Consider the following 25,539-nt stretch of genomic DNA (forward strand, 5'->3'; position numbering starts at 1 on the left):
TTCGGTAAATCATAACCAGATTTTTTTTATTGACCTCGATAAAAAACAACTGTACTGATAGTTTTTACAATGATATTGATGTCTAAAAACAAACTACGATGTTTGATATAATACAAATCATATTGTAGTTTAACCAAACTGTCTTCTATAGAATCGCCATACGGATAATTTACTTGTGCCCAACCAGTCAATCCAGGCTTTATTACATGCCTAGTTTCATAAAAAGGCATTACATCGGCTATTTCCTTAACAAATATTGGCCGTTCAGGTCGCGGACCAATAATAGACATGTCGCCTTTCAGAATATTTAAAAACTGAGGAAACTCATCCAAACGTGTTTTTCGTAAAAATTTACCAAACTTGGTTATTCTACTATCACCTGTTTTACTAAAAACAGCTCCATTGGATTCGGCATTTCGAATCATGGTACGGTATTTATAAATCTGAAATAACTTGCCATTTTTACCAACTCGTTCTTGTACATAAAAAAGTGGACCACGGTTACCAACAGCATTTCCAAGCAATAAAAATGGTAAAAAAAACAAACCTACAAACAATCCAAATAATGATAATACTATTTCTAAAATTCTAGTAAACAATAAATACAAATGGTTTTGATTACTTCGGTTGAACGGAAAAAACCTATAAAAATCTCTAGACACATATTGTACTGGAATGCGTTGCGTTATCTCTTCATAAAGTTGCGTATATTCTCTAATGATAAAACCATTTTCGAGCAGATGAATGAGTTGGTTGTACAATATAACGGTTATACCTTCTGTTTTTTGTGTTGCAACAACAATTTCTGAAATAGATCTTTTACTTACAAATTGGGTCAATTGTTCAATTTTAATTTGTTCAATTGGAGCAAAGTTGAATCCAAAACTACTATCACCATCTGAATTAACAAATCCAATAAATCGATAATGAGGATCATGTTTTTGAATATCGTTAACAAGTTCTTCAAGTTGTTCTTTGTCACATACAATAATAGCGTTTTTCACAAAACGATGTGAAGCCAAAAAAGCGACATAAAACAACCGCCAGATGAGTAATGAAAATAAAACAGTTAAGAAGAAGATAATAATCTGGAGTCTGTTTGAGGGTAAAAAAGGAGTAAAATAGGGCGTCAATAGATACACTAAAACCGTCGTAGAAGAAGTTAAAATGGTACTTTTAATAATTTGAAACTTATTACTAGCGACTTGGAGGTTGTACATTTCAAAAACAGATCCAAAAATACTGATGTATAACGCCAAGACAAGAACCCAATAATAATTGGATGTATTGAAAATAAAGTAGTTGAAATCTAAAAAATCACTAACCGACAACAAACTAACTAGAACTAAGAGAATATCAAAACTCCGCAATAGTATTTTTCGTTCCGAAATTTCAAAGTGAATCTTTTTATTACTGTTCATGGGGAATTACTGTAAAAACCGCAATTTAACGAATATTACTGTTGATTTCAAAATTATTATTTTAATAAATCAAACCACTTCAATTTTACCACATTCCAATCGTAAAAAGAAACTTGCGCTCTAGCTGACTTAACGATGGATGAACGTAATTTAGAATTCAAATGTAGTTCTTTGATAGCATTAACCATTCCCAAAGCATCATTATTTTTAACTAAAATTCCTGTTTTATGATTTTCAATTAAATACGGTATTCCTCCTACGTTGGTTGTAACTACTGGCAATCCTAAAGCCATAGCTTCAATTAAACTTACAGGTGTATTGTCAAAATCAGTAGTATTGATAAAGACATTGAAATTCTCGGAAAGCGCAATCCACTCTTTTTTAGACAACTTACCTTTAAAAGTTACCGAAACATTCATATCCAATGCCAATTGCTTAACTGATTCCATAAGATGCTCTTTATCTGGTCCAACCATACATAGAGTAGCGTTAGGAAACTCTTTTTTCAAATAGGACAAGACCGTAACAGCCATTTTGGGATTGTAAATTTTGGCAAACGATCGAACCCAAAGTAGTTTTGGTTCGTCAATATCGCGTTCTTGATAAGGATAATTTTTTATATCAATGGAATTGGGAATATGAAGCAAATTTTGATTAGTATAGCGACTAAATTGTTCCATTAAATAATGAGAAGGCACCGTAATTGCGTGCGCATTTTTGAATAAAATATCACAAAAAAACAAGCTTCTTTGTAATCTGTAAGGCAAATTTCCACCGTGGAGTTTAGCAACATATTTAATGTTAAAAAACCGACACAATTGACTAATTATTACGGCGTACCAAAAATTTAAAGTACTGTAAACATCAATCAAAACATAATCCACTTTTTTCCTATAATGCCATGTAGTATAAATCATATCGAGTAATCTCAATAGTTTATTTTTCTTAGAAGAAGCATAGAAAACTTCAAATCCCTCAGCTTCTAAAAAAGTACCCAAAGTTTCAATAGAGGTTGCTGTAGCACCATGTTTAGACAACTTATTCCCTATGTACAACAGTTTTTTCATCAGAAAATTTTACCTTTAAAAGTGATAAAGCATATACAAAAGAAGGTGCCGCGGTTCGCATAGCAGCATGATTGATAGTCAACAACCAAAAAAAGAGAAAACAAAACATATAAATGTGTTGCTTATTGTCTAAATAAAGTATCATGGGCGTAAAAAATAGTATTAAAAGCATGGCAATTCCTAAAGAACCATGCTCACCTAACATGCGCGTCAACTCATTATGAGAGGCAAATAAAAATCCATATTGAGTAGATCGAATCTCAGTACCTTTAGCAACTCCAACTCCGAAAAAAGGATTTGATAAAAACATTTCAAGTTCACCTTTAGCAATCTCTTCACGACCCGTCAATTGACTTTTCTTAACCCTACCCAACGCATCCTGATTAGCATATCTTTTTCCTATCAAACCGTCAGTAGTAAACTGAGTATAACCCCAAACGGAAATGCCTGCAAAAGAAACGATTCCAACCAGAACAAGTAATTTATGCTTGCCTTTAGTTTTTGAATTAACATAAATGCTAAATACTAGTAACAACAGCATCAAAAATCCTGTAATGATGCCACCACGAGAAAAAGTTAGCAAACCTCTATATGTGATGTTTAAAACGATAAACAAATTTAATAATAAAAAAAACTTGGTACGTGAAACCAACATGATTCTAGAAAAAAATATAAACATACCCAAACCTAAAGCAGTGGCTACTTGATTTGGACCGAAACCTCCAGAAGTAGCTCCATTTGAACCTGTACCTGTTAACACATCCCTTAAAACTGGTGTAAATAGTATCAAATAAATGGTAGTACTTATTATTGGCAAACCCATAACTAAAAGAAGGTTATTTAACTCTTGAATGCTAATTCGTCGATTATAACAATACAATGATGCAAAACCTAAACACAAAGGTCCCGAAACATTAAACAAGATAGTTTTTCTAATATCTAACGTTGAAGGATTTAGCGTTTGCGTACCAATAATTACTCCCGGAATTAACAATAACAAGAAAATCCAATACGGCAATGCATTTTTAGAAAAACCGCTATAATACATACCCATTCCTAGAAAAAGCATGACACCATATTTAGAAAATTCGTGATTGGGATTTCCATCCGTCATCCTCAAAAATACTTCGCTTCCAACAATATACGCGGCAGCGTAAAGAACTTCATTGTTTCTGTTTTGGGTTTTTACTACGAAATAGATACCTAAAAAAAGAATTAAATACCCATACACTTTCGACAAGCTTGGTGCTATATAAATCAAAATGCCCAAAACCACATGAACACCTATTAAAAAAAGATAGTTTTTTTCTTTTGTTTGCATACTTATAGCTGCTTCAACCAAGTTAAATAATTTGCAAGTACTGCACGCTCTGAGTGATGTTGCTGTATCGTTTCATATAAATTTTGACCAACAGAAGTACGCAAAGTAGTGTCATCAATTAACTTGGTTAAAGATAAATAAAAAGCTGTACTATCGTGCTTTGGAACAATAAAACCATTTACACCATTTTTAATAATGAGCGGAATTTCACCAACTTCAGTTACAACAACAGGTTTCTGTTTTAATCCGTACTCCAATAAAGCAACTGGTAATCCTTCTGATTGTGAAGTTAATATACAAACAGATGCTTGATCCATACAATGCTGTGTATCTTCGCAAGAACCATAAATAAAAACCGTTTCAGATAGTTCTAAATCTAAAATTGTTTTTTTAATATTTCCAGAATAAGCGTCTTCAAAATCTTTACCAACCAAATGAAAAGTCCAATCTGGATGTGACGATTTCAAAAGTCTCGCAACCTCTAAAAGTAGCAAATGATTTTTTTGAAAACGCAAGTTAGCCAAACACAAAATGCGCTTTCCAGCAACACCTTTTAAAATTGTTGTAGGCTTTTCAAATTGCGAAAAGGTGGTGAAATTCGGCAGATACAATACATCTTTACAATTCAAAGTCTTGATTGCCCAAACCTGCAATTGATAATTTACAACTACAATTCCCTTAAAAAAATAAGAAGCAATTTTTAAAACAATTGATTTTCTTGTGCTTAAAAACTCACTCAATCCGTTATGATCGTGCCAAATTATAGCGATTTTAGGGAAAACTAATTTTAATAAAAATGCTGTAAAATAGGAACTACTATGGGCTTGAATATGCGAAACACGATTAGTTTTACAATAGTTTCGCAAGCGCAAAACTGCTTTAATATCTAAAATGGATTTCTTATTCAAAAACAAATACGATACCGATGGATGCAATTGTGATTGCAACTGTCCTTCTTTTCTAGTAGCTACCAAACCTGAAAATTCAATTGCTGAGGCCAACGCATTGGCATAATTGACTGCCATTTTCTCAGCGCCACCTATAGCTAAAGAATCAATTAGTTGAAGAATTCTCATGAAAGTACTAGTTGCTTTATTTCAGAATCAAAGGTATCAATTGTAAAGCTACGAGACCAAATAACGGCGGCATTTATTTTAGAATTATACACTGATTGATTTTGTAATACTACTTCAATATTTTTTATGGTTGCTTCAAAATCATCTGATATCAAAATTCCTCTTGCACCCTTATCAAGCATATTCGGAACACAAGAAATCGGAGTTACTACAGGTAAGCATCCCCAAAACATAGCTTCAGCAACCACCTTTGGCCAACCTTCACTTTTGGAAGGTAACAATACAAAATGGCTTTCTTGATACCTTAATTTCATAGTTTCTCGATTGGAAACGCCTTTCAAATAAATAAAATCCGTCAATTTATTTATTTGAATGTAATTTAGTACAGCTTCATATTCCGCACCACTTCCATATACCGAAAGCTGAACGTTATGATTTCGAGAATGCAAAGCTTCTACAATTTTTACCGCCAACAAAGGATTCTTTCCTGATGTTAAGGAACCTACAAACAAAAACTGAATTGTTCCAGTTAGCAATTTTTCAACAACAGGTACCTTTTCATGCTCGAAATAAGTTGCTGTAAAAAAAGATTTAATATTTTTAGATTGATTTGCCCAACTTCCGTAAACTAAAACCGACATGTTCCTAGTAAGAAAAGTATTTGAAATTATTTTTTGTTGCAGTCGATACGAATACGGTTGTTTGGAATTAGGATCCCAATTTCCAGCATATTTGGCAGTCTTCTGTTTTTTGGGAAATAAAATTTGCACTATACAACCCAGCAAACCCATATTTCCAGGACAGCGCAAATGTATATGATCACTCTGCTTCATTACTTTGAAAATGGTAAAAAATAATTGAGGCAAATGAAATAAAGTTTTTAAAACAGCTTTAAAACTGGTCAATGAAAAAGCTGGAGCATTTATAAACTCTATAGAATCATGAATATAATTAGTATGAATAGCCTGTTTTTCAAAATTGCTTAACGGCGCAACAACGATAATTTTATCGACATGTTGCAGCCAAATGTTCATTTCATTAACATAAGGTGCATAAGCAAAATAGCTTCCTTTGGAAATAGCGTGCGGAACATGTGTGATGATACAAAACGTCATTACCGCTGGATTTTTGGTTTGTTAAAAATTAGGCTAAACCAACCCACAGTTCTTCCCAAACTTTCAGTAAAAGCTTCGGTGCGTTTGGTACTAGTAAAGGCATTTGAAAAACGGATTAAAGTCAATAAAAAAGAAATAGCATTCCATTTTAATCGAGACTTTAAGTTGGGATTTGGATATTTTACACGCCAAACATACCAACCATTTCGCACCACCATTTTTCCATATTGATATTGATTAGGTCGTCCAGAACTGTCATGAAAATGCTGTAATTGAGCCGAAGTAGTACAATAAAGTGACCCGATTGTAGACAATCTTAATGAAAAATCGGCATCTTCATACAGTCCATATCCTTCAAAATAAGTTGAAAAAGAATGTGAAGTAAACACACTTTTTCGAAATGAAGAAACGCCGCCCATAAGTTGTTCCACCCGATAAATAGAAGTACTTGGTGGTAAAAAACTCAAACTACGACCGTGTGAAAAACTAGGCATAAAACCCGGCGGCTGGTTGCTATCTAATCCTAATTGCTTTCGGATAATAAAACGGCTTCCATCACTGCGCTTCCAAGCATCAAAATAAAATTCGTTTTTCGAAGCTACATAATTGGTTCCAACAAACTCCCACGAGCAATCATTGGTTATGTAACCACCAACACCAAGCGCTTCAGGATGAATTGTATAGGTCGAAAGCAAATTTTCAAAATAATTGGGTTCCAAAAGTACATCATCATCCAAAAAACATACAATTTCGATTGAAGACGAAACTTTTTGGATTCCAAAATTACGCTGACGTGTCAATCCGCGATTCGACGAATCAACTTTAAAATACTGCAAATTTTGAAAAGAATTCGAATCTAAAGACGATTCGGTTGTGCTATCTGTAGAACCATCTACAATTAAAATCTCATCTGGGTACACCGTTTGTTTTTTAACCGAATCGAGTAAATTCAGTAACGGCTTGGCACGCATATACGTGCACACTATCAAACAAAATTTTGGTAATTTTTCCACTCAAACTTATTTGGTTGCAATAAAAATTAAATTATTATAGCCTTTTTTTCGGTCATACGTTTCGCCGCGCAATTTAAAATAATCTTCCAACGAATAAATTTCAATCGAAGAAAATCCGGCAAATTTCAAATCTTGTTCTAAGGTTTTTCGATCGTAATAATAACCAGGAACTTTAAAACCATTAAAGCCAGTCATACGATTGCCTACCTTATCACCTAATACAAAAGAAAATAAATTGCGTAATTTAAAATAAACCGTTTTTGGAAAAACTCCAACTTGATTGTGAACTGTGCCAATTAGGGTTCCGTATGGTTTCAAAATTTGATAGGAGTTTTTAAAAATAGCAATACGATCAGATTTCAATGGAACGTAAGTCAACATGCTATTAAGAATTGTAACCAGTTCGAAGGCGTTTTCAACTTTATTGTAATCTACTGCATTAATCACAACTGTTTCAGTTATCGAATCAATTTCCCATAATTTCAAATTATCCTTGCAGTGCGAAATCATATTTTCTGAAATATCAGATGCTACGATTTTTGTCGGTACAAAATATCTAGCAACAGCTTCCACTTCTCTACCCGATCCACATCCGAAAATTTTAACTTGCTGAACTTTACCATGCTCAACATAGCGTTTTTGGGCTTGCTCAAACATGAAAAGCTCAAACGATGAAGCTTTCTTCAAACGCTGAGTTGCAATAACGTCACCTTTTTCCCAAAAATCTTTATTTTCTATTTTCATAAATGTAGTACTTATTTTTTACGCATCAGCATGGTTAAATGCATACAACTAAACATTCTGGATAAGGAAGTTGCCGATTGTTCCCAATCGTCTTTATGCCATTTTTTTCCAATTGCTATGCGCTTTTCGTCAGACATTGGTACAAATCCCAACAAGAAAAACCATTTCGATTTGCCTAACAAACCATGACGTGCTTCAATGTTAAAAGCTTTCTGAAATTTATAGAAAGTAGTTCGCGTAAACGGCCATTCCCAAGCAGCATCCGATTGAAATGGTCGGTATAACATACGAATAAACTTAATTGGCAAACTGGTTTCTAATGGATCGTAACTGATAATGATGCCGTTGGGTGCTAATTTTTCGTTCAACTTCTGAATCAAAACGTCCAAATTGGGAAAATGATGCAAGACACCGTAAGCATAAATCACATCAAAATCGATATCAGTAAAACCATCAGATAAAAAATCAACCGATACGGCTTTAGCTGTCGGAATGTCTTTCAATCGCTCGTTCAATTTGGCAATGGCAACATCACTCAAATCCAAACCAACATATTCCTTAGCATTCTCGGCAAGATACATTGACAATGTATTACCTGCATAACAACCCAAATCCATTACTTTTTTATCGGATAAATCACCAAGCCAAACTTTATGCAAATCATAAGTTTCGTCTAGACTACCAATACTTTTTCGTAACTTTTTTAAAGTTTTTTCTCGTAAAGAAGACCACATTTTAGTAGCAAAATTCTTTTTCTTAGTATTGTAAAATTCCTTTTGCTTAAGGTTATTTTCTAATATTTGCTCTTTTGTTTTCATAATCGGCGCTACAATTTAGCGAAATTCAAAGATAATTTTTATTACAAACTTTATACAATTATCTGCCACTCTTTTTTAATTTTAATAAAAGTTGGGCAACTTGAGTTTTTCGTTTTTTCAATTTCTGTTCAACCAAAGTATACAGTTGAAAAATAAAAGGTCGTAAAACCCAATGGCGTGTGGTTACAAATTCGTACAGTTCGGTTCCAAACCCTTCTTTAAATTGAACTACACCAGCGCTTCCTCCAACAGAAATATCATAACTTTTATAACCTTGTGCAATCGAATAGTCAATAAGATAATCGTGCATAAAATGGGATACTGGTAATTTTTGATAGGCTTTTAGAACACCGCCATTAATATAAGTCAACCGATTTCCTGTTTGCATGACGTAAAGCGCACCAACCAAAGCACCATCCAAATAACAACATCCCATTTTAGCCAAATTTTTGTTGATGTATTTGGATAAAGTAGTTTGCATCGACGTGTAGCTGCGCAGTGGATAGCCTTTTTCCTTGGCATTTTGTTCAAAACACGAATAGGCTGCACGAATTTCAGCTTCTGTGGAAACAAAACGAAATGTAAAACCTTCTTTTTTGGCTTTGGCGATATTGCGTTTGGTGTTTTTACTAAAATTACTGTAAACCAATTCATAAGTTAAGCCTTCAAGCAATACCAATCGATAACCGTGTAACGGAATCACAAACTTAAACTTAGTTCCTTCATTACCTGAAAAATAGATACTATCGTCAGAAATATGAGAAAGTGAATAGTCATAAACCATCTGCTCGTTTTGAAGTAAAGGAATGCTAATTTGAAAGTAACAACAACCCATTTCTGTCGCATCTTCTTTCAATTGTTGAATAATAAAATCGGTTTGGTTTTCGAATGCTTTCTCTAAAACTGGACCACTCGGAATAATATAAAATTTAAAAAATGACAGTTTAGCAATCACAATGCCGCAACCGCCAACAATCGTATCATTTTCTATCAACAAAAATACTTTATAGTCAAATCCATATACTTCATACGATTGAATCCAATCGGACAATTGGTTGTACAAACCGCGATTAGAACGACTAAGAAATTCATCCCATCGGTCTAACCATTGCTGCTCTTTGGTAAATAGATATTTCATTTATAGTACGTTTCGATGGGCAATTGGGTTTGTGTTTTTTATGTAAATTAATCCGTCTTCTGAAACATCAAAAACCGTTTGTTGGTAGTTTTGTAAATGATGTTGCAATTCGGAAAGTGTTGGATTCCAAATTTTTTGGCTTTGAATGCCATCAGATAAATAGTCAAAAACTGGGATTACTTCAGGCCTGATTTCATTTTTTTCATTCATCATAGTTCCGGTGTGATACGGAATAGAATCAGAAAAATAAGTATGTGCGATAAAAATACCACATTCTTTAATAAGTAAATCTAGATTTTCTTTACACAGCGCTTTCTCAAAATCAATTACCTCAACGGTTTGAAACACTACAAACTCCTCATTTTCAATTGTATGTTTGAAAAATAATGGAGTGTACCGAGCTAATTTAAAAGGAAAGCTTTTATTTTTTTTCCATGAAACAAATACCTTGGCAATCGTAAAAAATAATAGTAATAGATTTTTACAAAATTGTAAGGCACTTTTAAATTGCTTTTGATAAACGATTTTTTTGAACAACAATGCAGTCGACTTGTATTTAGAAATCGTGTCATCGTCATTCAAAAAATGAAAAACAATTGTTTTGAGTAGTGCTTGAAATCGTTTCAAAACACCCAAATGTCTTGTTCCTTGAAGAAAAGCATCTAAAGTAAAATGAGTCGGGTTTAACTGATTGATAACACCTCGTGTTGCTGTTCCAGAATCAATATAATTCCACAAAATCGAAATTCCTTTGGATTGTAATAGTTGTTCATAATCGTTGGATTTCCAATTACTATTTTGAAACAAAGAAAAATTATAAGGTTGATAACCGTGATCGATCCAAACAGGAATATCAGAAAATGGAGGAACAAAATTTGTGAAATCTGCCCGACTTTCATCATCCGATTTTATGGATTGCGACAGCGAATGATAACACAATTCATGACCATCTTGTTTCCATAAATCCAACTCAAAGGATTGCCGCTCAAAAGAGGCATTGGCGTCACGTTTCGAAAAATGATTCAGAAAAAAACCTTTAGTAGTTCGGATGTTTCGTTCTTTAAAGAAAGTGCGTTGTACAGTTAAATTTGTTGCTGTATCAAAATCACAGTGATCGGTAAAACAAGCCACAGCCGAAAACGGAATTGTAGAGCGACTAAGTTCCAATCCTCCAGATTTTGCGAACAAAAGTGCTGGAAGTTCTTCAAAAGTAACATTTGAACTGGCTTGAATTACGACTTTAGCGTTGTTCACCCCAGTATATTTTGTAATAGGTTTAGAAAATTGCGGATTGAAATGCCAAAGTAATTGCTTCGGATTTCTTGAATTGACTTCCCAAATCCCTAAATTTAAATTGGCTTGCACATAAAATCCGTTGGAAAGCTTAAGTATTTTGGGAGCAAATTCATTTACCAGTTGGTTTTGATTAATATCAACCCATTGGTAATCGTGGTCGCGGATGAGTTTGATGTCGTGATCAAATGTAATTTCGAAAGAAAAAAAAGTGTCCTGAGATACTGATGAACTTGTAGCAAAGCAGAACTTAGTTCCATTTGAAATAATTGGTAAAGTTAAACTCGTAGTACGAATGCCATCAATAAAACTTAAACTTTTAATCATTCAGAAAACGATTTTTAAAAACATTAACAAACAATGCTACTTTTATAAAAGTTACATTGAAATATACAAATACAAAAAACAAAGTTAAACCATAAACTGCATTAAACCTAAGACCTGTATAGATGTACATCGACATAAAAAGTTGTCCAAAAAAAATTGCGGCAACAACCAAACTTACTTTAAACTGTGTTGTATTTTGGATTCTTTTAAATCGCAAAAATCGATAACAGACTTGAATAAAAACTAAAAGATACAAACATCTAAAAAATATGGCGGTGCGATCAATAAAAGTCTCTTTGGGCTTTTCTGGAAAAGGATTAAAATTTGAACTGATTTTCGCAGATAATATAGCCAATTTCTCTTTGAAAGTTAACTTTTCAATATAGCGTTGGGTTGCTTTTTTATACAAAGCGCTAGTCTCTAAAACATTTGGATTTTTAGACACTTCTGACGCGGCAATATATTTTAAATTCATCGATTCATCGGCCAAATCACCATCAACATTGGTGAAATTAGTACTCACTTTTTCATTCCAACCTTTAGAAAAAGTAGCACCTTGCGAGGCTGTAAGATAAAATCCTTGATTAAAAGTAAGATAATTTCGAACAGGCCAAAGCGAAACCAGACTAACAAATAGTAAAAACTGAAACATGCAAGTTTTCAAACTATTTCTGAAATTCAACAGTAAATAAGAACCAAACAATAGTACAATAAAAAAAGCTGCTACAGGATGACATAGCAATAAAACAGCAAGTAAAACTGGTATTAAATAACTTATATTTTTTGAAACATCTGTACTTATAAAAAGAACAGAAACCAGGAGTAAAAGAACTGCTGATAAACTTTCTGAAAGAAAAGTGACTGAATATTTTAAATACTGTGGTTCTAATAGCAACAGTAAAAAAAATAACAGCGTAAAAGTGGAAACCTTATTTTTTTTCTGAAATAAATAGATTGCCAATACTATAATTGCTATTTCTAATACACTCTTCAGTAGAAGTAAAACTATTGGCGACGGAGTAAGAAACATGAAAACAGAAAGTACAAATGGCCAAAACGGTGGACGCCATGTTGCCGATTGTGATGCAACAGTGGAGTTGTTATCGCTGTAAGTAGCATATTTTTCAAGATTTTCGGCGATTATATAGTAATGCGTTGCATCGCCATTATGATAAACGTTCTGAAGTGAATAGGCATCATTTCGACTTGATAAATACAAATAAAAAAACTTGATTGCTACAATTACTATGAACGCAACGTAAAAAAAATATCTAACAGACTTCATAAGATTATAGTAACTAATTAATTGTTATCACGTTAAAAAGTAAACCCTGTTACTTAATATTATACTTTAAAATGCAATACAACGCTCGAAACCCATCTTTCCAACCAATCTTTTTTCCTTCTTCAAAGGTTCTTCCATAATAGCTAATTCCAACTTCATAAATTCTTATCCTCGGAATCTTTGCTATTTTAGCAGTAACTTCTGGTTCAAAACCAAATCGTTTTTCTTTTAAGTCTATTGATTGAATTACCTCTGTTCTAAACATTTTATAACAAGTTTCCATGTCGGTAAGATTCAGATTAGTCAACATGTTACTGACAAAAGTCAAAAATTTGTTACCTATTCTATGCCAGAAAAATAAAATACGATGCGGTTTACCACCCATAAAACGACTTCCATAAACTACATCGGCAACACCATCTAGAATAGGTTTTAATAAAATATTATACTCAGTAGGATCGTATTCCAAATCAGCATCTTGTACAATCAAATAATCGCCAGTTGCTTTTTCAATTCCTGTGTGTAAAGCTGCTCCTTTACCTTTGTTAACTTCATGAGAGTAACATAATATCGTTTCGTCTTGATGCAAAGCAATATAGTCTTCTACTGTACTTAAAGTCGAATCTGTACTGCAATCATTTACAATAATAATTTCTTTTGAAATTTCGTTCAACAAAGAAACCGTACGAATTTTATCTAAGATTTTATAAATAGTAGGTCCTTCGTTATAGGCAGGAATAACAATGGATAATTTTTGCTTTTTTTCAGTCATATATTTAGTAATAATTCTAGTGTACTCTTTTCCCCAAAAGTATCAATTTTCGAGCATAAAAAACTGATTTCTTAAATTGTAAATAACGATAAGGCAATTGCACTAATCGTAAAGGCAATTGCCATCGAACACCGCGCAGTACATACATAACGAAATACTTGTGTTGGTATTCTTTAAATTGAGGCAACTCAAATTGTTTCAATAATTGGTACATGATAGTCGGACTTGGAACCGGACGAATAAACGTTACTGGCGTGTCCAATTCCCAAGGTTGAGCCTTGCGTTTTTTACCGGTAACTTTAGCTTGTAATCCCCAAAAACGATAACCACCAACCGCCGGTTTTAAATGTAAATTTGCCGAAAAAGGATTGTGTAAAACGGTGACTCCTATTTTGATTAACGACTGACCAAAATCGCTGTCTTCGCCATAACCACCGTCATAATTGATATCATTACCCACAAGCTGTCGCACATACTTGGATTGAACACACGAATTAGCATTACTAAAACTATTGGTAGCGCCAACACGCCAACGAGTGTCTTCGATGCCAGCCAATTTTTCTTGCAAATCAACCAAATCCTGCTGTTGATGATCGGCTCTTATATCTAAACCATTGCAAGCACCAGCCTTGTAGGTTTGTAATAATCGCACATGATTTTCGATAAAATCATTCGGAATTCGGACATCATCGTCACCAAAAACAATGTAATCACCGGTACATAAGTCAATAGCTTCGTTTCTGGCACGACAACTTCCTTTCGATTGTTGCCAAACAAAATGTACATTAAACGGGTAATTATTAGCGTCGTACAATACCAGATTACGATGCGATTCTGGCGTTGCATCCACAACAATTACTTGTGATACAGCATAGGTTTGAGAAACCAAATCGCGAAGCAAATTCAAAGTAAATTCCTGTCGTAACATTGTTGGAATAATATAACTTACTGTGGGTTGGCCTTCAATGGTGTTCAAGTTTCTTGGCGGAAACAAAGGCTCTTTTTCTTTGTGTTTGATAGTTCTTTTGGCAGAAAAATACGCTTTTAAAATACGTGGCTTCATAAATCCCAAGCGATACAAAACATAGTTAGCATGCGATTTTTTAAAATTTTTAAAGTAAAATGCAAACACGTCATAAACCGGAATTTTAAGATCTAATAAAGCAGTATGTTCAGGAAACAATCCTCTAACATACATCGGTACAATACCACGATAACAAAGTGAATTATAGCCATAGTCCAACGCTTTCATGACCTCGCTTTGATAACACTGATCAAATCCGCCACAAAATTCCCAAACCTTTTTACGAACTACAAAGGCCGACGGATTGAAACGCCAACTGATACATTCCGAAACACCTTCAATATCATTAATATACCAAAAAGTGGCAGACTGGTATATAATTTCAGGAAAAATATTTTTAAACCCTTGATCTAACGCACTGTGCCACAAATCACCAGCCCCAAGAGACAAAACCTCAAGCTGATCAAAATTTGGCGCGCCTACATAAAGTAAAACTTCGCCATTTAGTGTCGTATATTCTTTAAAATCTAAGGTCATATTACAAGTAATTTTTATAAAATGCTATGCTTTTGGCCGCAACCACATCAATATTAAAATGCGAAAGGATTTTTTTTCGAGCTTCGATTCCAAATTGCTTTTGCAAGCCAACATCATCCAACAAAATATTAATTTTGGATGCAAAGTTGACATGCGCGTTGGGTAACTCCAAAAATCCGTTTACGCCGTCATCAACGATTTCTGACGCCCAACCTATACTTGAGGCAACTATAGGTTTTTGCATCGCCATAGCTTCCAACCACGAAACAGGCAACGCTTCAGCAAATGTAGGAAAAACGCAGACTGTTGCTTGTTGAATCATTTTTTTTATTTCGGTATATGGTAAACTTCCAATGTAAGAAACATTCTGAAAAGCTTGTTTGTCAAATAACGGAACCATAAGATCCCAAGTAGAGTTCGATTGAGTAGCAATATCAGAAGCATCTTTTCCTACCAAAAGTAATTGCGCATGGGGATTTTTTTTAACGACTTCATTAAAAATTAAAGGCAATTCGAACAATCCTTTTTTTCTTATCAACGTGCCAAAATATAGAATAGTGGCCTTTGAAGAACCTATAGAATCGGCACAAAATTGAGTAGCATCTATAGCATTCGGAATCACCGTGAAATCCGATTGTAATTGAAAAAGTTTTTTAGTTAAAGTACCAGTATAGTTGCTAACCGCAATAAGACCATCGCATTGTTGCAGTGCTCGTTTTTCTAAAAATGTATTAGTCCATTTAACTTTACGTTGATCCAAATGGCAAAAATAGGTATCGCTACCATTCTCTCTTATAACTAACGGACAATTTGGCTTAATAAAAGAAGTAATTCCAGTCCAATCAGGTGCTTCCACCAACTCAACCAATCCTTTTGATACCAACGAATTGATTAATTTTAAAATTTTGCGTTGCGTAAAAAATAACGATAACCCTTTGACTTTAACGTTTTTTATTTGATAAAAAGCAATGTCATCTTCTTCAAAGTAAGCATCGACCGTTTGACCATAAACCAGAATAGAAACTTCGTGTCCAAGTTGCTTCAATCCTTTCGATAGATTTAAGATACTCGTACCAATACCACCTGAGATTCCAGTCTTACTATGCGGATATTCGGGAGTTAAAAAGGCAATTTTCATGACGGTAAATGTACTAATTGAAAGTGATTTTGAACCATTTTTTCTAAGGAGAATGTTGCAACTAATGAGGTATGTTGCAATCCGTTTTCAATAGTTGAAACGCCGGAAATTACTTGCGACAAAATCATTTTTAACTGTTGTAAATCATGATCTTGATAGAGAAATCCATTGACATGGTCTTGAACTAAACCCAGAACATTACCTTGATTGTTGGTAATAACAGGTAAATTAGACAATAGGCTTTCCACCACTGTGTAACAGAACGTTTCGCCGTGCGAAGTATGCAATAAATAATCGTAAGAACAATACAAATCATGCAAATTAGACACACTTCCTTTAAATTCGAAGTACGACTGCAAATCAAAATCAGCAACAGCATCTTTTAAATGCTGCTCATAATATCCTGAACCATAAATTGTAATATTAAAAGGAATAGAAAGTTCGGCTTTTAGCTGACGAACCACTTCTATAACATCTTGAACACCTTTGTCTTTTCGTAAATGACAGGCAATTACAAATTGGGTACACGAAGAAAAATCAGTTTTCTGTTTGTATTTTGCAACCTCAAGTCCGTTAAAAACAACGATAGATTTAGAGGTAATTTGCGAACCAAATTCTTGAATAAGTTGCTGTTTAGAATACTCCGAAACACCTACAAAAGTGCTGATATGTTTAGAGTACAATAAACCTTTTAAGCGCTTTAACATTCTCTTTTTAAAAGAATACCCATTAGTTGGTCGCGGATTATGGTCGACACCAATTATAATAGCGCCGCTTAACGACTTTACTTTTTTATGAAAAGGAGTGCACAGTTCTAAAAAGTGAGTTATAATATGGCTATAGTTTACAGTATTTTGTTTTAAATAAGTCAAAAAATAAGATTCCAATGAATCAGAATCAGTGGCTAAGATAGACATAGTTGCGTACCCACCATGCGAACAAGTGTTTGGAAAAAACCAATCAACAAAAATGGATTGTTCTTTGCACAAAACATCAAATTGCCAAAAAAAATAATCCATTCCACCGACACGCGAAGGCAACAACTCGTAATCACATAGAACCGCTATTCGTTGTGTTATGTCCATTGCAATAAGGTTTCAGCGATTCGTTTTCCAGTAGTTGCTAATGGTTTACTTACTTGTAATTGCAATAATTGGGTTCTGTGTTCCGAATCTAAATTGGAATTTTCTAAATATAAATTGATGGCTGAAATTAATTCACCTTCATTTCGTACAATTTTGGTGGCCTTACTATCTACAACATGTACAATATGAGCATACTTTAAAAAACGTTGATCATCGTACAATCCGTTGGCAGCATTTCCAAAAACAGTATTGATTACGGGTTTATCAAATTGAATGAAATCCAAACTCATCGTAGACAACATATTGATATTCAAATCTGAAAAAGTCAAAAGACCTCGTAAATCTTGTACATCTTCAACCGATGGAATGCGTTGCGACCAAACCTCTTGATGGTCTTGACGGGACAAATTCCACTTTGGATAATTCCATTTTATAAAGGGAAATCCTGCCACAATAGAGGCAAAACGGATAGGATCTTCAGCAGGTGAAGTTCGAACGATTAAATTTACTTTGGGTACTTTTTTATTTAAAATAGCGTCAGCGATAGTTTCAATATAAAGTTCGTCGTTTTTGCTAGTAGAAATGTCGCCACAACTAAAACAAATAGTTTTCAAATGGGTATCCAAATCAAACTTTTTAACAAAGGTTTCTTTAGTAACTTGATAACGATCTAAAACATACGGCTCAAACTGCGGCGTTCCAACAACTTCCACGGTTTCGTTCTGAACTTGAGAATAAAAATGTGTCAATTCTAACTTCATCAAATCACTCCACACCAAATAATAATCAAAGTCCGCAGCCATTCTACCTTTGGAAGCTAAATTATCCCAAGAAAAAATAAACGAAGCGGTTTTAATTTGCAATTGTTGGGCCACATAAGCCAACGGTGCAATAAAAGGCGGACGCTGGTGGGTAAAAAACAATAAATCAAATTGCTCTTCAGCCAACATATTTCGATATCCAACAGTGACAGCATTATTCTTGAAAGTAATTTGTTGCCAAGAAGTATAACGCTGAATCCACTTTTCAGAGCAAAGTACAGAAGTGATTTTGAAAATAAAACGTGTAGCATAACCTCTAGCAGTTCGAGACGTAGTCGTATTGGTGCGCAAATTGTCCTGAATACCAAAATTGCCTTTTTTGTGCAATTGTAGGTGTGCTACTTCTTTAGCTTTTCGGAAAAACCAAGTCGAAAAACGTTCTTCAAAAACGGTTAATTCCAAAACTTTAGATTGTGCAACATACCCTTCATAAACTGATGCGGGTAAACAAGACAGAATCACAACCTCATCAAAAGCTTTCTCGGCTTCTACCAAAAAATCGCTCATAATAAAGTTTCTAAACCCTACGCCATCGGTTATGACAATTCCTAGTTTTTTCATGAATTATCTTTGAATTGTTTTTGATGATTGATACTCCAAAGAGTATTATTTTCTATTACTTCTAAAAATAACGAAGAACTATTTCCTGCACCAAAATCAGTTTCAGTTTGCAGTACTTGGTGTGAATCTACGGTTTGCAACGCTTCAAAAATTGCTACTTTATCATAGCTAACATTTACGATGGCATCATGTACTGCACGATTTTGCTGTCGGGTTCCAATATTGATAACTGGAATTCCATAATAAGGTGCTTCGCGAATACCAGCACTACTATTTCCAAGGATAAACTGAGCATTTTTAAGTAAAGTTAGAAAATACTCGAAACGCAAAGACGGAAAAATTCTAAACCGCTTATTATCTTTTAATTTTGAATATTCATCAATAATAAACTGACTTCCTAAATCATTGTTGGGATATATTATAACATAATTATGACTGTCGTTTTGAAGAGCGGTAACAAAATTTTCAGCATACTTTTTCATCTCATGAGCTTCAGTGGTAACGGGATGAAAAAGTACCAGTGCAAAATCTTGGAATTCGATTTCATAATAACGTTTTGCTATTTCGATACTGGGTAAATCATTCGAAAACATAATATCAATATCAGGTGAACCTATAGTAAATATAGACGATTCTAATTCGCCCATTTGGATCAAACGGTTTGCAGCTTCTTCATTAGAAACAAAATGTACATGTGATAATTTAGAAACGCTATGACGAATCAATTCATCTACTGTTCCACTCAATTCTCCGCCTTCAATATGTGCTACCAAAATATTATTTAACGAACCTACAATAGCGCCTGCAAGCGTTTCAACGCGATCACCATGAACAAGTATCAAATCTGGATTTATGGTTTTACAAAAACTTGATAAGCCTTCTATAGTTTTGGCTAGTGTCAAATCCATTGTAGTTTCGTGGGTATGATTTTCGAAAGTATGAACGTTTTTAAAATTACAACGCTCAATTTCAATCAAAGTATAACCGTACTCTTTTTGTAAATGCATGCCAGTGACAAAAACATACACTTCAAAATCAGCATGCGCATCGGTACAAGAAATCAACGACTTTATTTTACCAAAGTCAGCGCGTGTACCAGTTAAAAAAAGTATTTTCTTACTCATCTAAGTATATAAAGTTTTGAATATTTTTTTGATGGCAATTTTCTTTATTTTAAACCAATTTACTTTAAACCGAGATTGATTTAAACTAGATATCAAATTTGAGAGCGCTACAATAGGCAAATCTACTTTACCTTCTTTATTGTGTTCTTGCAATTCATACATCCAATCTTCTGCTTTATTTCCCATATGATAGGCAAAATTATGGTAAGTTGACAAACGCATTTTACCAGACAAGTCGATTGGAGTATCAATGTAATCGTGTTCTGAATTATTCCCAACCAATGTTAGCGAAGGCGCATATGGAACATCCGAAAAAAAGATGTCTCTATCAATGGTAAGTACTTGATGCGCACTGCCAACTATAGCTTTTACACCTTTTACCGTAACAACTGGCCAAGGTAAATCGTCGGAATCTTCTAAATCCCAACCAATACTGGCACGAAATTTATTATAAGGTGCAAAATTCTCTCGAATCGTTTCATATCCAAAAGATACTTTTTGAAAAATAATTTTTTGTAAAGTCGACATAGTCCCCGAAGTCAAACCAACGCGTATCGGTAATGGCGATACCGAACCAACACCAGTAAAATTGTGAAACACTTGCTCGGCATGTTCTTGCCAACCCTTAACAAACAAAATATCGGCATCAGTTGTGGTAATCAGTCGTTCGCGAGTTCCTCGAGCAGCACCAACCAAAGCATCAATTTTACCAATATTCTGCTTATGATGCACCAAACTATCAATCTTTCCATCCAAATAGAGTTGATTTAAATACTGGACAACTAAGTCACAACACCCATTATTGACTACGGTAATGGCACAAAATTTATTTTTAGTTACCAAAACCGACTCTAAACTTAATTTAAAAACGGCAAACATATCTTGATAATAACCTTCTAAATTAGGAATAAAAACAACAGTAATCACTCGATGATGCTCTTGCAACTCAATTTTTTTATGCTGTTTTTGCGGATTCATTCCAACTCTCATAAACCTTTTATTTTTAGATTATTCAAAATCTGTAAAATCCAATTGTTCGTCGTTTTCAATGGTTCTTGTTGCTACCTTTCCCAATACATCATTGTAATGTTCTGCAAGTATTTTTCCAGTTCCTGGTCGCTTTACCCAAATATTTTCTGGAGTCAATCTTGCGCCTTTTTCTATTTTTGTAATACTGCAAACGGTGGCAAATGCAAAATCTATAGTTACTTGTTCTTCTTGAGCTGGTGCTTTAGTTCCGCCACGCATTTGCCAAATTTCAGTAGACGACACAATTAATTCTCCTGCAGCTTTTTCGTCCATACTGCATACGATATCTGGTCCTGTACGTTGCATATGATCGGTAAAATGACGCTCTAAAATACTGGCTCCAAGAGCAACAGCACCAAGACAAGCGTTATTATTTAAAGTATGATCGGACAATCCAAAAACCTTATCAGGAAAAGCTTCATGCAATTCCTTCATAGCGCCAAATCGCACCAAATGAATGGGCGTTGGATATAAATTAGTTGTATGCAATAACGCAACTGGAATATTGTGTTTATCAAAAATGGCAACCGCTTTCGCTACACTTTCAATGGTGTTCATTCCGGTACTTAAAATGACTGGCTTTCCAAACGAACAAATGTGTTCTAAAAGCGGATAATTATTACATTCGCCTGAACCAATTTTATATGCTGGTATATCAAATTTTTTCAATCTTTCGGCTGCAGCACGAGAAAAAGGCGTGGATATAAAAATCATACCATTGCTTTCTACATAGTTTTTCAATTCCAATTCTTCAGCTTCATTCAAAGAACATCGCTCCATAATTTCATAAATAGAAACATCGGCATTACCTGGAATTACTTTTTTCGCCGCACCACTCATTTCGTCTGCAACAATATGCGTTTGATGTTTTACAACCTCTACACCAGCGCGTTTTGCAGCGTCAACCATTTGCTTGGCAACAGCCAACGAACCTTCGTGATTAATACCTATTTCAGCTATAACTAATGGTGGAAAATCAGCCCCAATTTTTCTTCCTGCGATTTCTATGTATGGATTCATAAATTAAACAATGAGTTATGAATTATTAGTTTTTTGGTAGAGATATTTTGCAAAATCAAAGTCGGCTTGTGTATCAATATCAATGTTAGCAAAAATATGATTTACTAGGTAAGGAATTGCATTTTCTGTAATTATTTTATCTTTAAGTACAGCTGTAGCTTTAGTAATATACAATAATCCATTTTCAAAATACAATGGTTCCAAATCTTGACTACGTTGTCCAATTTCATAATTGAAAGGAACGAATTTATTGTTGTTAATCTTCCCTAATTTGTGATGATTTTGCGAAACGGTAAATAAACTATCAGAATTAGTTTCTATAAATTTATCAAAACAATGTTGCAATAGATTTTGTGGTCGCAACGGATTGGTTGGTTGTAACAAAACTACATTCTCAACCTCTTCTATTACAGAACGTAAAACGTGTTGCAATGCTATGACAGTTGGTTCTAAATCGCCCGAAATCGATTCCGGTCTATTGATAACCTTAGCGCCAAATTGTAAGGCAATTTCTTTAATTTTTTCATCATCGGTAGAAACATAAATTTCGTCAATAATGTCGCTATTGGCTTGCGCATATAAAATACTGTGCACCAACAATGGATAATTCCCTAATAAAAGAATATTTTTATTAGGCAATCGTTTTGAGCCGCCTCTTGCTGGAATTATGGCTATTGTTTTAGTTTTCATTTTCGGGTTTCCAATAAATTTTAGTATCGGATAGTTTCAGGTAGGCGAGATACTCTTCATTACCCAACCGGTTGCTTAGCTTGAGCAATTTAGGAAAATTCCAAACAACATCAAACAAGGCTTGTACAATTCCGAATGTAGCTTTTACATCTCCTTTTAAGGTTTTAGTTTTCAGCTGAATCCAAAGAGTATAAACCAACTTTTTAGGAATAACCGAAAACGGATAAAATAGAAAATACAAGTACCAACCCGATCGAAAACTTCTTCTAAGTCGCAACTGATAATCTTGATTGGTTTTTCTTGTTTGAACATCTACGCGATGCTGTACCAAAACCGAAGGTAAATAATGAACCTCTATATTTTTTTTAAACAACTGATAGGCTGCAAAATCTTCTTCGCCATAAAAAATAAACCAATCGGGATAATTGGGAATGGAGTTCCAAGCACTCATGTTCCCGGCATGACCACAACCTACAAATCCTTTAACACGCTGCGGCTGATCTACTGTATTGGTAGAAACAGGTGAAGTTGTACCCCAAAAAATCCTGAAACTGACTACACCACAATCGGAATGTGCTAAAAAATAGCGTTCTATTGCTTTTAATGGATTATGGGATAAAAAATGTGCATCATCATCTAAAGAAATAGCATATTTTGCAGTAGTTTTTTCTAAAAGAACATTTCTACTGAATATCAAACCTTTGGAAGTTTCGTTTCTGAAAATAATAATATTAGGAAAATGCTTTTGGACATAATCAAAAGTGCCATCGGAAGAACCATCGTCGCAAACCAGAATTTCAACCTCAGGATTTGTTAGTAATGAAGTTAACTTTCCCAACGTGAAAATCAAATCCGGCAACCTGTTCTTGGTGGTTATTAAGATGGAGAAAGTAATTTTATTCAAATTAATGACATTATTTATTAAAAAAAGATGTTTGCACTTAATTTTAAACCAGTTTTAAAATAAAAATTTAAACTTTACTTATTATTAATTACGCTTAAGTATTTATTCAAAATTACAGTTGAAGAATACGAATTTAGATATCTTTCTCTTAGATTATATGAAATTTGCTCTTGATCATTTGAGCTAAGATTTTTAAATTTATTAAACTGTTCTCTAAATGAATACGGTTCATGTAACTCAAACCAAAAATCATTTAATGTACCATCTAAACGTTCTTCCATGGCACCAACTTTCGTTGAAATCATTATTTTGCCCGCAGCCATTGCTTCAATTCCGGTTAAAGGCCCAGATTCACAATATGATGTAATCAAAACACAATCAGACATTTCATAATACGTATGAATGTTTTCGTGATTAACATGACCACAGAACTTTATAAATCTACTATTACCATATTTACTAATCAACTCTTCCTTGAGTTCACCATCACCAACAATACGTAAAATATCATTTTCTAATTTAAATTTCAAAAACAACTCAATACCTTCTTGAATACCTTTTTCTGGTGATAACCTACCCACAATTAAAAAATTGCAATTGTCAAAACTAGGTGAAATCTTTAATAAATTCACTTCATCAAAGGCGCATTGATCTATGATTGAAAACTGATGTGAACTTAAGCTTAAAGAATTTTTAATAGAGCTATGAACAAATAAATCAATATCCTTTAGATAATTATAATCCACGTAATCAATCTGTCCAGTAGTTCTAAAGATAACTTTAATATTTTTAGATTTAGCAGTGTTTAATATTTGTTCTAAATGAAATGATGAAAAAGTGGCACAAATAAATAGAATGTCAAAATCATTCAAAAAATGGTCTAAAACAACATCAATTTTTTTATAGTAATCAAAATATTTTTTTGAAAATTTATTTGAAATGTAATTACTACTTGAACCTTTAAAAGAATTCTTTATAAAACTAATCCAGGCAATGATCCTTATAAAAATATCTGAGTTATAAATTAACTTATTTAATTCAAACAACTTTATTTTATTGTCATAGTAATAAATTTGGGAAGACTTTGAACTTATGCTTGTCGTTAAAACGCTCACATCATGCTCTTTTGATAAACACATTGCAATAAAAGATGCCTCTAGCTCTCTCCCACCAATATCTGCGAAAGGTCCAACTATTAAAACTTTTTTCATTTTCAAATATAATTAAAGAATATGTTTATAATCCAAAATTCTAAATACATTATAACTGTTTATCCAACATATTCAATACAGACACATCAAAATCAGCATCAAATTTTCGAGCAAACAAATAGTTCTCGTGAGAACGTTGCTGCAAATCAGAAAAATCTGAGACTGAAAACACTACTGGGTATTTACCTTGATGCCGTTCCCAGTTTACGTACGTCAATGATTTTCTTATTTGAATGGTTTGATCTTTATCAGCCAAATTTCCGATAATAGTGTGAAAGAACATTTCATCAGGTAATAAACAATATCTAAATGAATTTATAAATCCAGGGTTTGACTTAATATAGTTGTCTACTTTTTGTAAAGTTCCATAACTCAACCCAAACCATTGTGAACCTCCATAATGTTGATCAACTAGAAATTTCTTTGGAAAAATAGTCCTAAAATAGTCTCTTAAAATAGTGGAGTTCTTTCTTTGAAAGGATAACTTTAATACACGTTTTAAATTTTTCAAATTGCAAAACAAGCTAGTTTGTAATACAGGAGGTAATAAAATAAAATCTTCTTTTGCTCTACTCAAATTTATTTTATAGTGATAAATGCGATTGCTATAATTGTGCCAGTTATTTGCCGCAGTATCCAACATAATATGATCGTACTGAGATGCATGTTCCAAGTAAGAATTTATAGAACTGCAACTTACTAGCGGGTAACATTGTCCGCTTAAAAGAATGGTGTAGGCATTTCTATCATCACTAATAATTTGATTCATACAAAGTAGCGTTGCTTCCACTATTGAAATATCACCCCAAGTACCAGGCATTCGATTTTTTATAATGTGAACTGATGGCAGCTCCGATATTTCAGTAAAAGGGCTTAAATCAGAATGTACATCAATATGAATATAAAATCGTGAATAACCGTCATCCAATCGATGAATCAACCGCAACAACTGCTTCGGTTTGCTATGAGCTAAAATGATGTAATTTTTATCAACCATAAAACATC

The 25,539-nt window shown here is 33.7% G+C and carries 23 protein-coding genes; all 23 read right to left on the minus strand.

From position 1 onward, the window contains the following. Positions 1-26: 26 nt before the first annotated feature. Complete coding sequence (locus ACZ098_RS01780) at positions 27-1,421, minus strand: exopolysaccharide biosynthesis polyprenyl glycosylphosphotransferase (protein WP_487310014.1); 1,395 nt, start codon at positions 1,419-1,421, stop codon at positions 27-29. Positions 1,422-1,477: 56 nt separating this feature from the next. Continuing rightward, on the minus strand, positions 1,478-2,488 hold the full coding sequence (locus tag ACZ098_RS01785) for a glycosyltransferase family 4 protein (protein ID WP_487310015.1): 1,011 nt from the start codon (positions 2,486-2,488) through the stop codon (positions 1,478-1,480). Next, complete coding sequence (locus ACZ098_RS01790; protein ID WP_487310016.1) at positions 2,460-3,809, minus strand: O-antigen ligase family protein; 1,350 nt, start codon at positions 3,807-3,809, stop codon at positions 2,460-2,462. Before ACZ098_RS01790 ends, ACZ098_RS01785 begins: the two co-directional genes overlap by 29 nt. Positions 3,810-3,811: 2 nt before the next feature. Beyond that, positions 3,812-4,885 (minus strand): glycosyltransferase, encoded by a 1,074-nt coding sequence (locus ACZ098_RS01795; RefSeq protein ID WP_487310017.1) that lies wholly within the window; start codon positions 4,883-4,885, stop codon positions 3,812-3,814. Continuing rightward, positions 4,882-6,000 (minus strand): glycosyltransferase, encoded by a 1,119-nt coding sequence (locus tag ACZ098_RS01800; RefSeq protein ID WP_487310018.1) that lies wholly within the window; start codon positions 5,998-6,000, stop codon positions 4,882-4,884. Before ACZ098_RS01800 ends, ACZ098_RS01795 begins: the two co-directional genes overlap by 4 nt. Further along, a complete protein-coding gene (locus tag ACZ098_RS01805; protein WP_487310019.1) occupies positions 6,000-7,013 on the minus strand; it encodes a glycosyltransferase family 2 protein in 1,014 nt (337 codons plus the stop codon). Before ACZ098_RS01805 ends, ACZ098_RS01800 begins: the two co-directional genes overlap by 1 nt. 6 nt (positions 7,014-7,019) lie before the next feature. Beyond that, entirely contained in the window at positions 7,020-7,757 is a 738-nt protein-coding gene (locus tag ACZ098_RS01810; protein ID WP_487310020.1) for a class I SAM-dependent methyltransferase, read from the minus strand. 11 nt (positions 7,758-7,768) lie between these two features. Beyond that, on the minus strand, positions 7,769-8,575 hold the full coding sequence (locus ACZ098_RS01815) for a class I SAM-dependent methyltransferase (RefSeq protein ID WP_487310021.1): 807 nt from the start codon (positions 8,573-8,575) through the stop codon (positions 7,769-7,771). A 58-nt stretch (positions 8,576-8,633) separates the two neighbouring features. Next, positions 8,634-9,713 carry a lipid II:glycine glycyltransferase FemX gene (locus ACZ098_RS01820; protein ID WP_487310022.1) on the minus strand — a complete coding sequence of 360 codons (1,080 nt, stop codon included), beginning with the start codon at positions 9,711-9,713 and terminating at the stop codon, positions 8,634-8,636. Next, positions 9,714-11,333, minus strand: coding sequence for a hypothetical protein (locus ACZ098_RS01825; RefSeq protein ID WP_487310023.1), 1,620 nt, complete (start codon positions 11,331-11,333; stop codon positions 9,714-9,716). It abuts the gene before it with no gap. Further along, positions 11,326-12,618, minus strand: a complete 1,293-nt coding sequence (locus tag ACZ098_RS01830; RefSeq protein ID WP_487310024.1) for a hypothetical protein — start codon at positions 12,616-12,618, stop codon at positions 11,326-11,328. Before ACZ098_RS01830 ends, ACZ098_RS01825 begins: the two co-directional genes overlap by 8 nt. A 49-nt stretch (positions 12,619-12,667) precedes the next feature. Beyond that, entirely contained in the window at positions 12,668-13,390 is a 723-nt protein-coding gene (locus ACZ098_RS01835; protein WP_487310025.1) for a glycosyltransferase family 2 protein, read from the minus strand. Positions 13,391-13,406: 16 nt separating this feature from the next. Continuing rightward, entirely contained in the window at positions 13,407-14,951 is a 1,545-nt protein-coding gene (locus tag ACZ098_RS01840) for a glycosyltransferase family 2 protein (RefSeq protein ID WP_487310026.1), read from the minus strand. A 1-nt stretch (position 14,952) separates the two neighbouring features. Next, positions 14,953-16,089, minus strand: a complete 1,137-nt coding sequence (locus tag ACZ098_RS01845) for a glycosyltransferase family 4 protein (protein ID WP_487310027.1) — start codon at positions 16,087-16,089, stop codon at positions 14,953-14,955. Then, positions 16,086-17,174 (minus strand): glycosyltransferase, encoded by a 1,089-nt coding sequence (locus ACZ098_RS01850; RefSeq protein ID WP_487310028.1) that lies wholly within the window; start codon positions 17,172-17,174, stop codon positions 16,086-16,088. The genes ACZ098_RS01845 and ACZ098_RS01850 overlap by 4 nt, the downstream gene beginning before the upstream one ends. Then, on the minus strand, positions 17,165-18,556 hold the full coding sequence (locus tag ACZ098_RS01855; protein ID WP_487310029.1) for a hypothetical protein: 1,392 nt from the start codon (positions 18,554-18,556) through the stop codon (positions 17,165-17,167). Before ACZ098_RS01855 ends, ACZ098_RS01850 begins: the two co-directional genes overlap by 10 nt. After that, on the minus strand, positions 18,553-19,680 hold the full coding sequence (gene neuC / locus ACZ098_RS01860; protein ID WP_487310030.1) for a UDP-N-acetylglucosamine 2-epimerase: 1,128 nt from the start codon (positions 19,678-19,680) through the stop codon (positions 18,553-18,555). The genes ACZ098_RS01855 and neuC overlap by 4 nt, the downstream gene beginning before the upstream one ends. After that, a complete protein-coding gene (locus ACZ098_RS01865; RefSeq protein ID WP_487310031.1) occupies positions 19,681-20,670 on the minus strand; it encodes a glycosyltransferase family protein in 990 nt (329 codons plus the stop codon). It abuts the gene before it with no gap. A gap of 18 nt (positions 20,671-20,688) precedes the next feature. Then, positions 20,689-21,729, minus strand: a complete 1,041-nt coding sequence (locus ACZ098_RS01870) for an N-acetylneuraminate synthase family protein (RefSeq protein ID WP_487310032.1) — start codon at positions 21,727-21,729, stop codon at positions 20,689-20,691. 15 nt (positions 21,730-21,744) lie between these two features. Further along, entirely contained in the window at positions 21,745-22,419 is a 675-nt protein-coding gene (locus ACZ098_RS01875; RefSeq protein ID WP_487310033.1) for an acylneuraminate cytidylyltransferase family protein, read from the minus strand. Further along, positions 22,409-23,323: a glycosyltransferase family 2 protein gene (locus ACZ098_RS01880; protein ID WP_487310034.1), complete on the minus strand. Its 915-nt coding sequence runs from the start codon at positions 23,321-23,323 to the stop codon at positions 22,409-22,411. Before ACZ098_RS01880 ends, ACZ098_RS01875 begins: the two co-directional genes overlap by 11 nt. A 74-nt stretch (positions 23,324-23,397) precedes the next feature. Continuing rightward, the gene (locus tag ACZ098_RS01885; RefSeq protein ID WP_487310035.1) at positions 23,398-24,534 is read right to left on the minus strand and encodes a glycosyltransferase family 4 protein; all 1,137 of its coding nucleotides are present in this window, start codon (positions 24,532-24,534) and stop codon (positions 23,398-23,400) included. A 49-nt stretch (positions 24,535-24,583) separates the two neighbouring features. Then, complete coding sequence (locus ACZ098_RS01890; protein ID WP_487310036.1) at positions 24,584-25,531, minus strand: beta-1,6-N-acetylglucosaminyltransferase; 948 nt, start codon at positions 25,529-25,531, stop codon at positions 24,584-24,586. Positions 25,532-25,539: the final 8 nt, after the last annotated feature.

This window comes from Flavobacterium sp. SP2 (assembly GCF_057626655.1).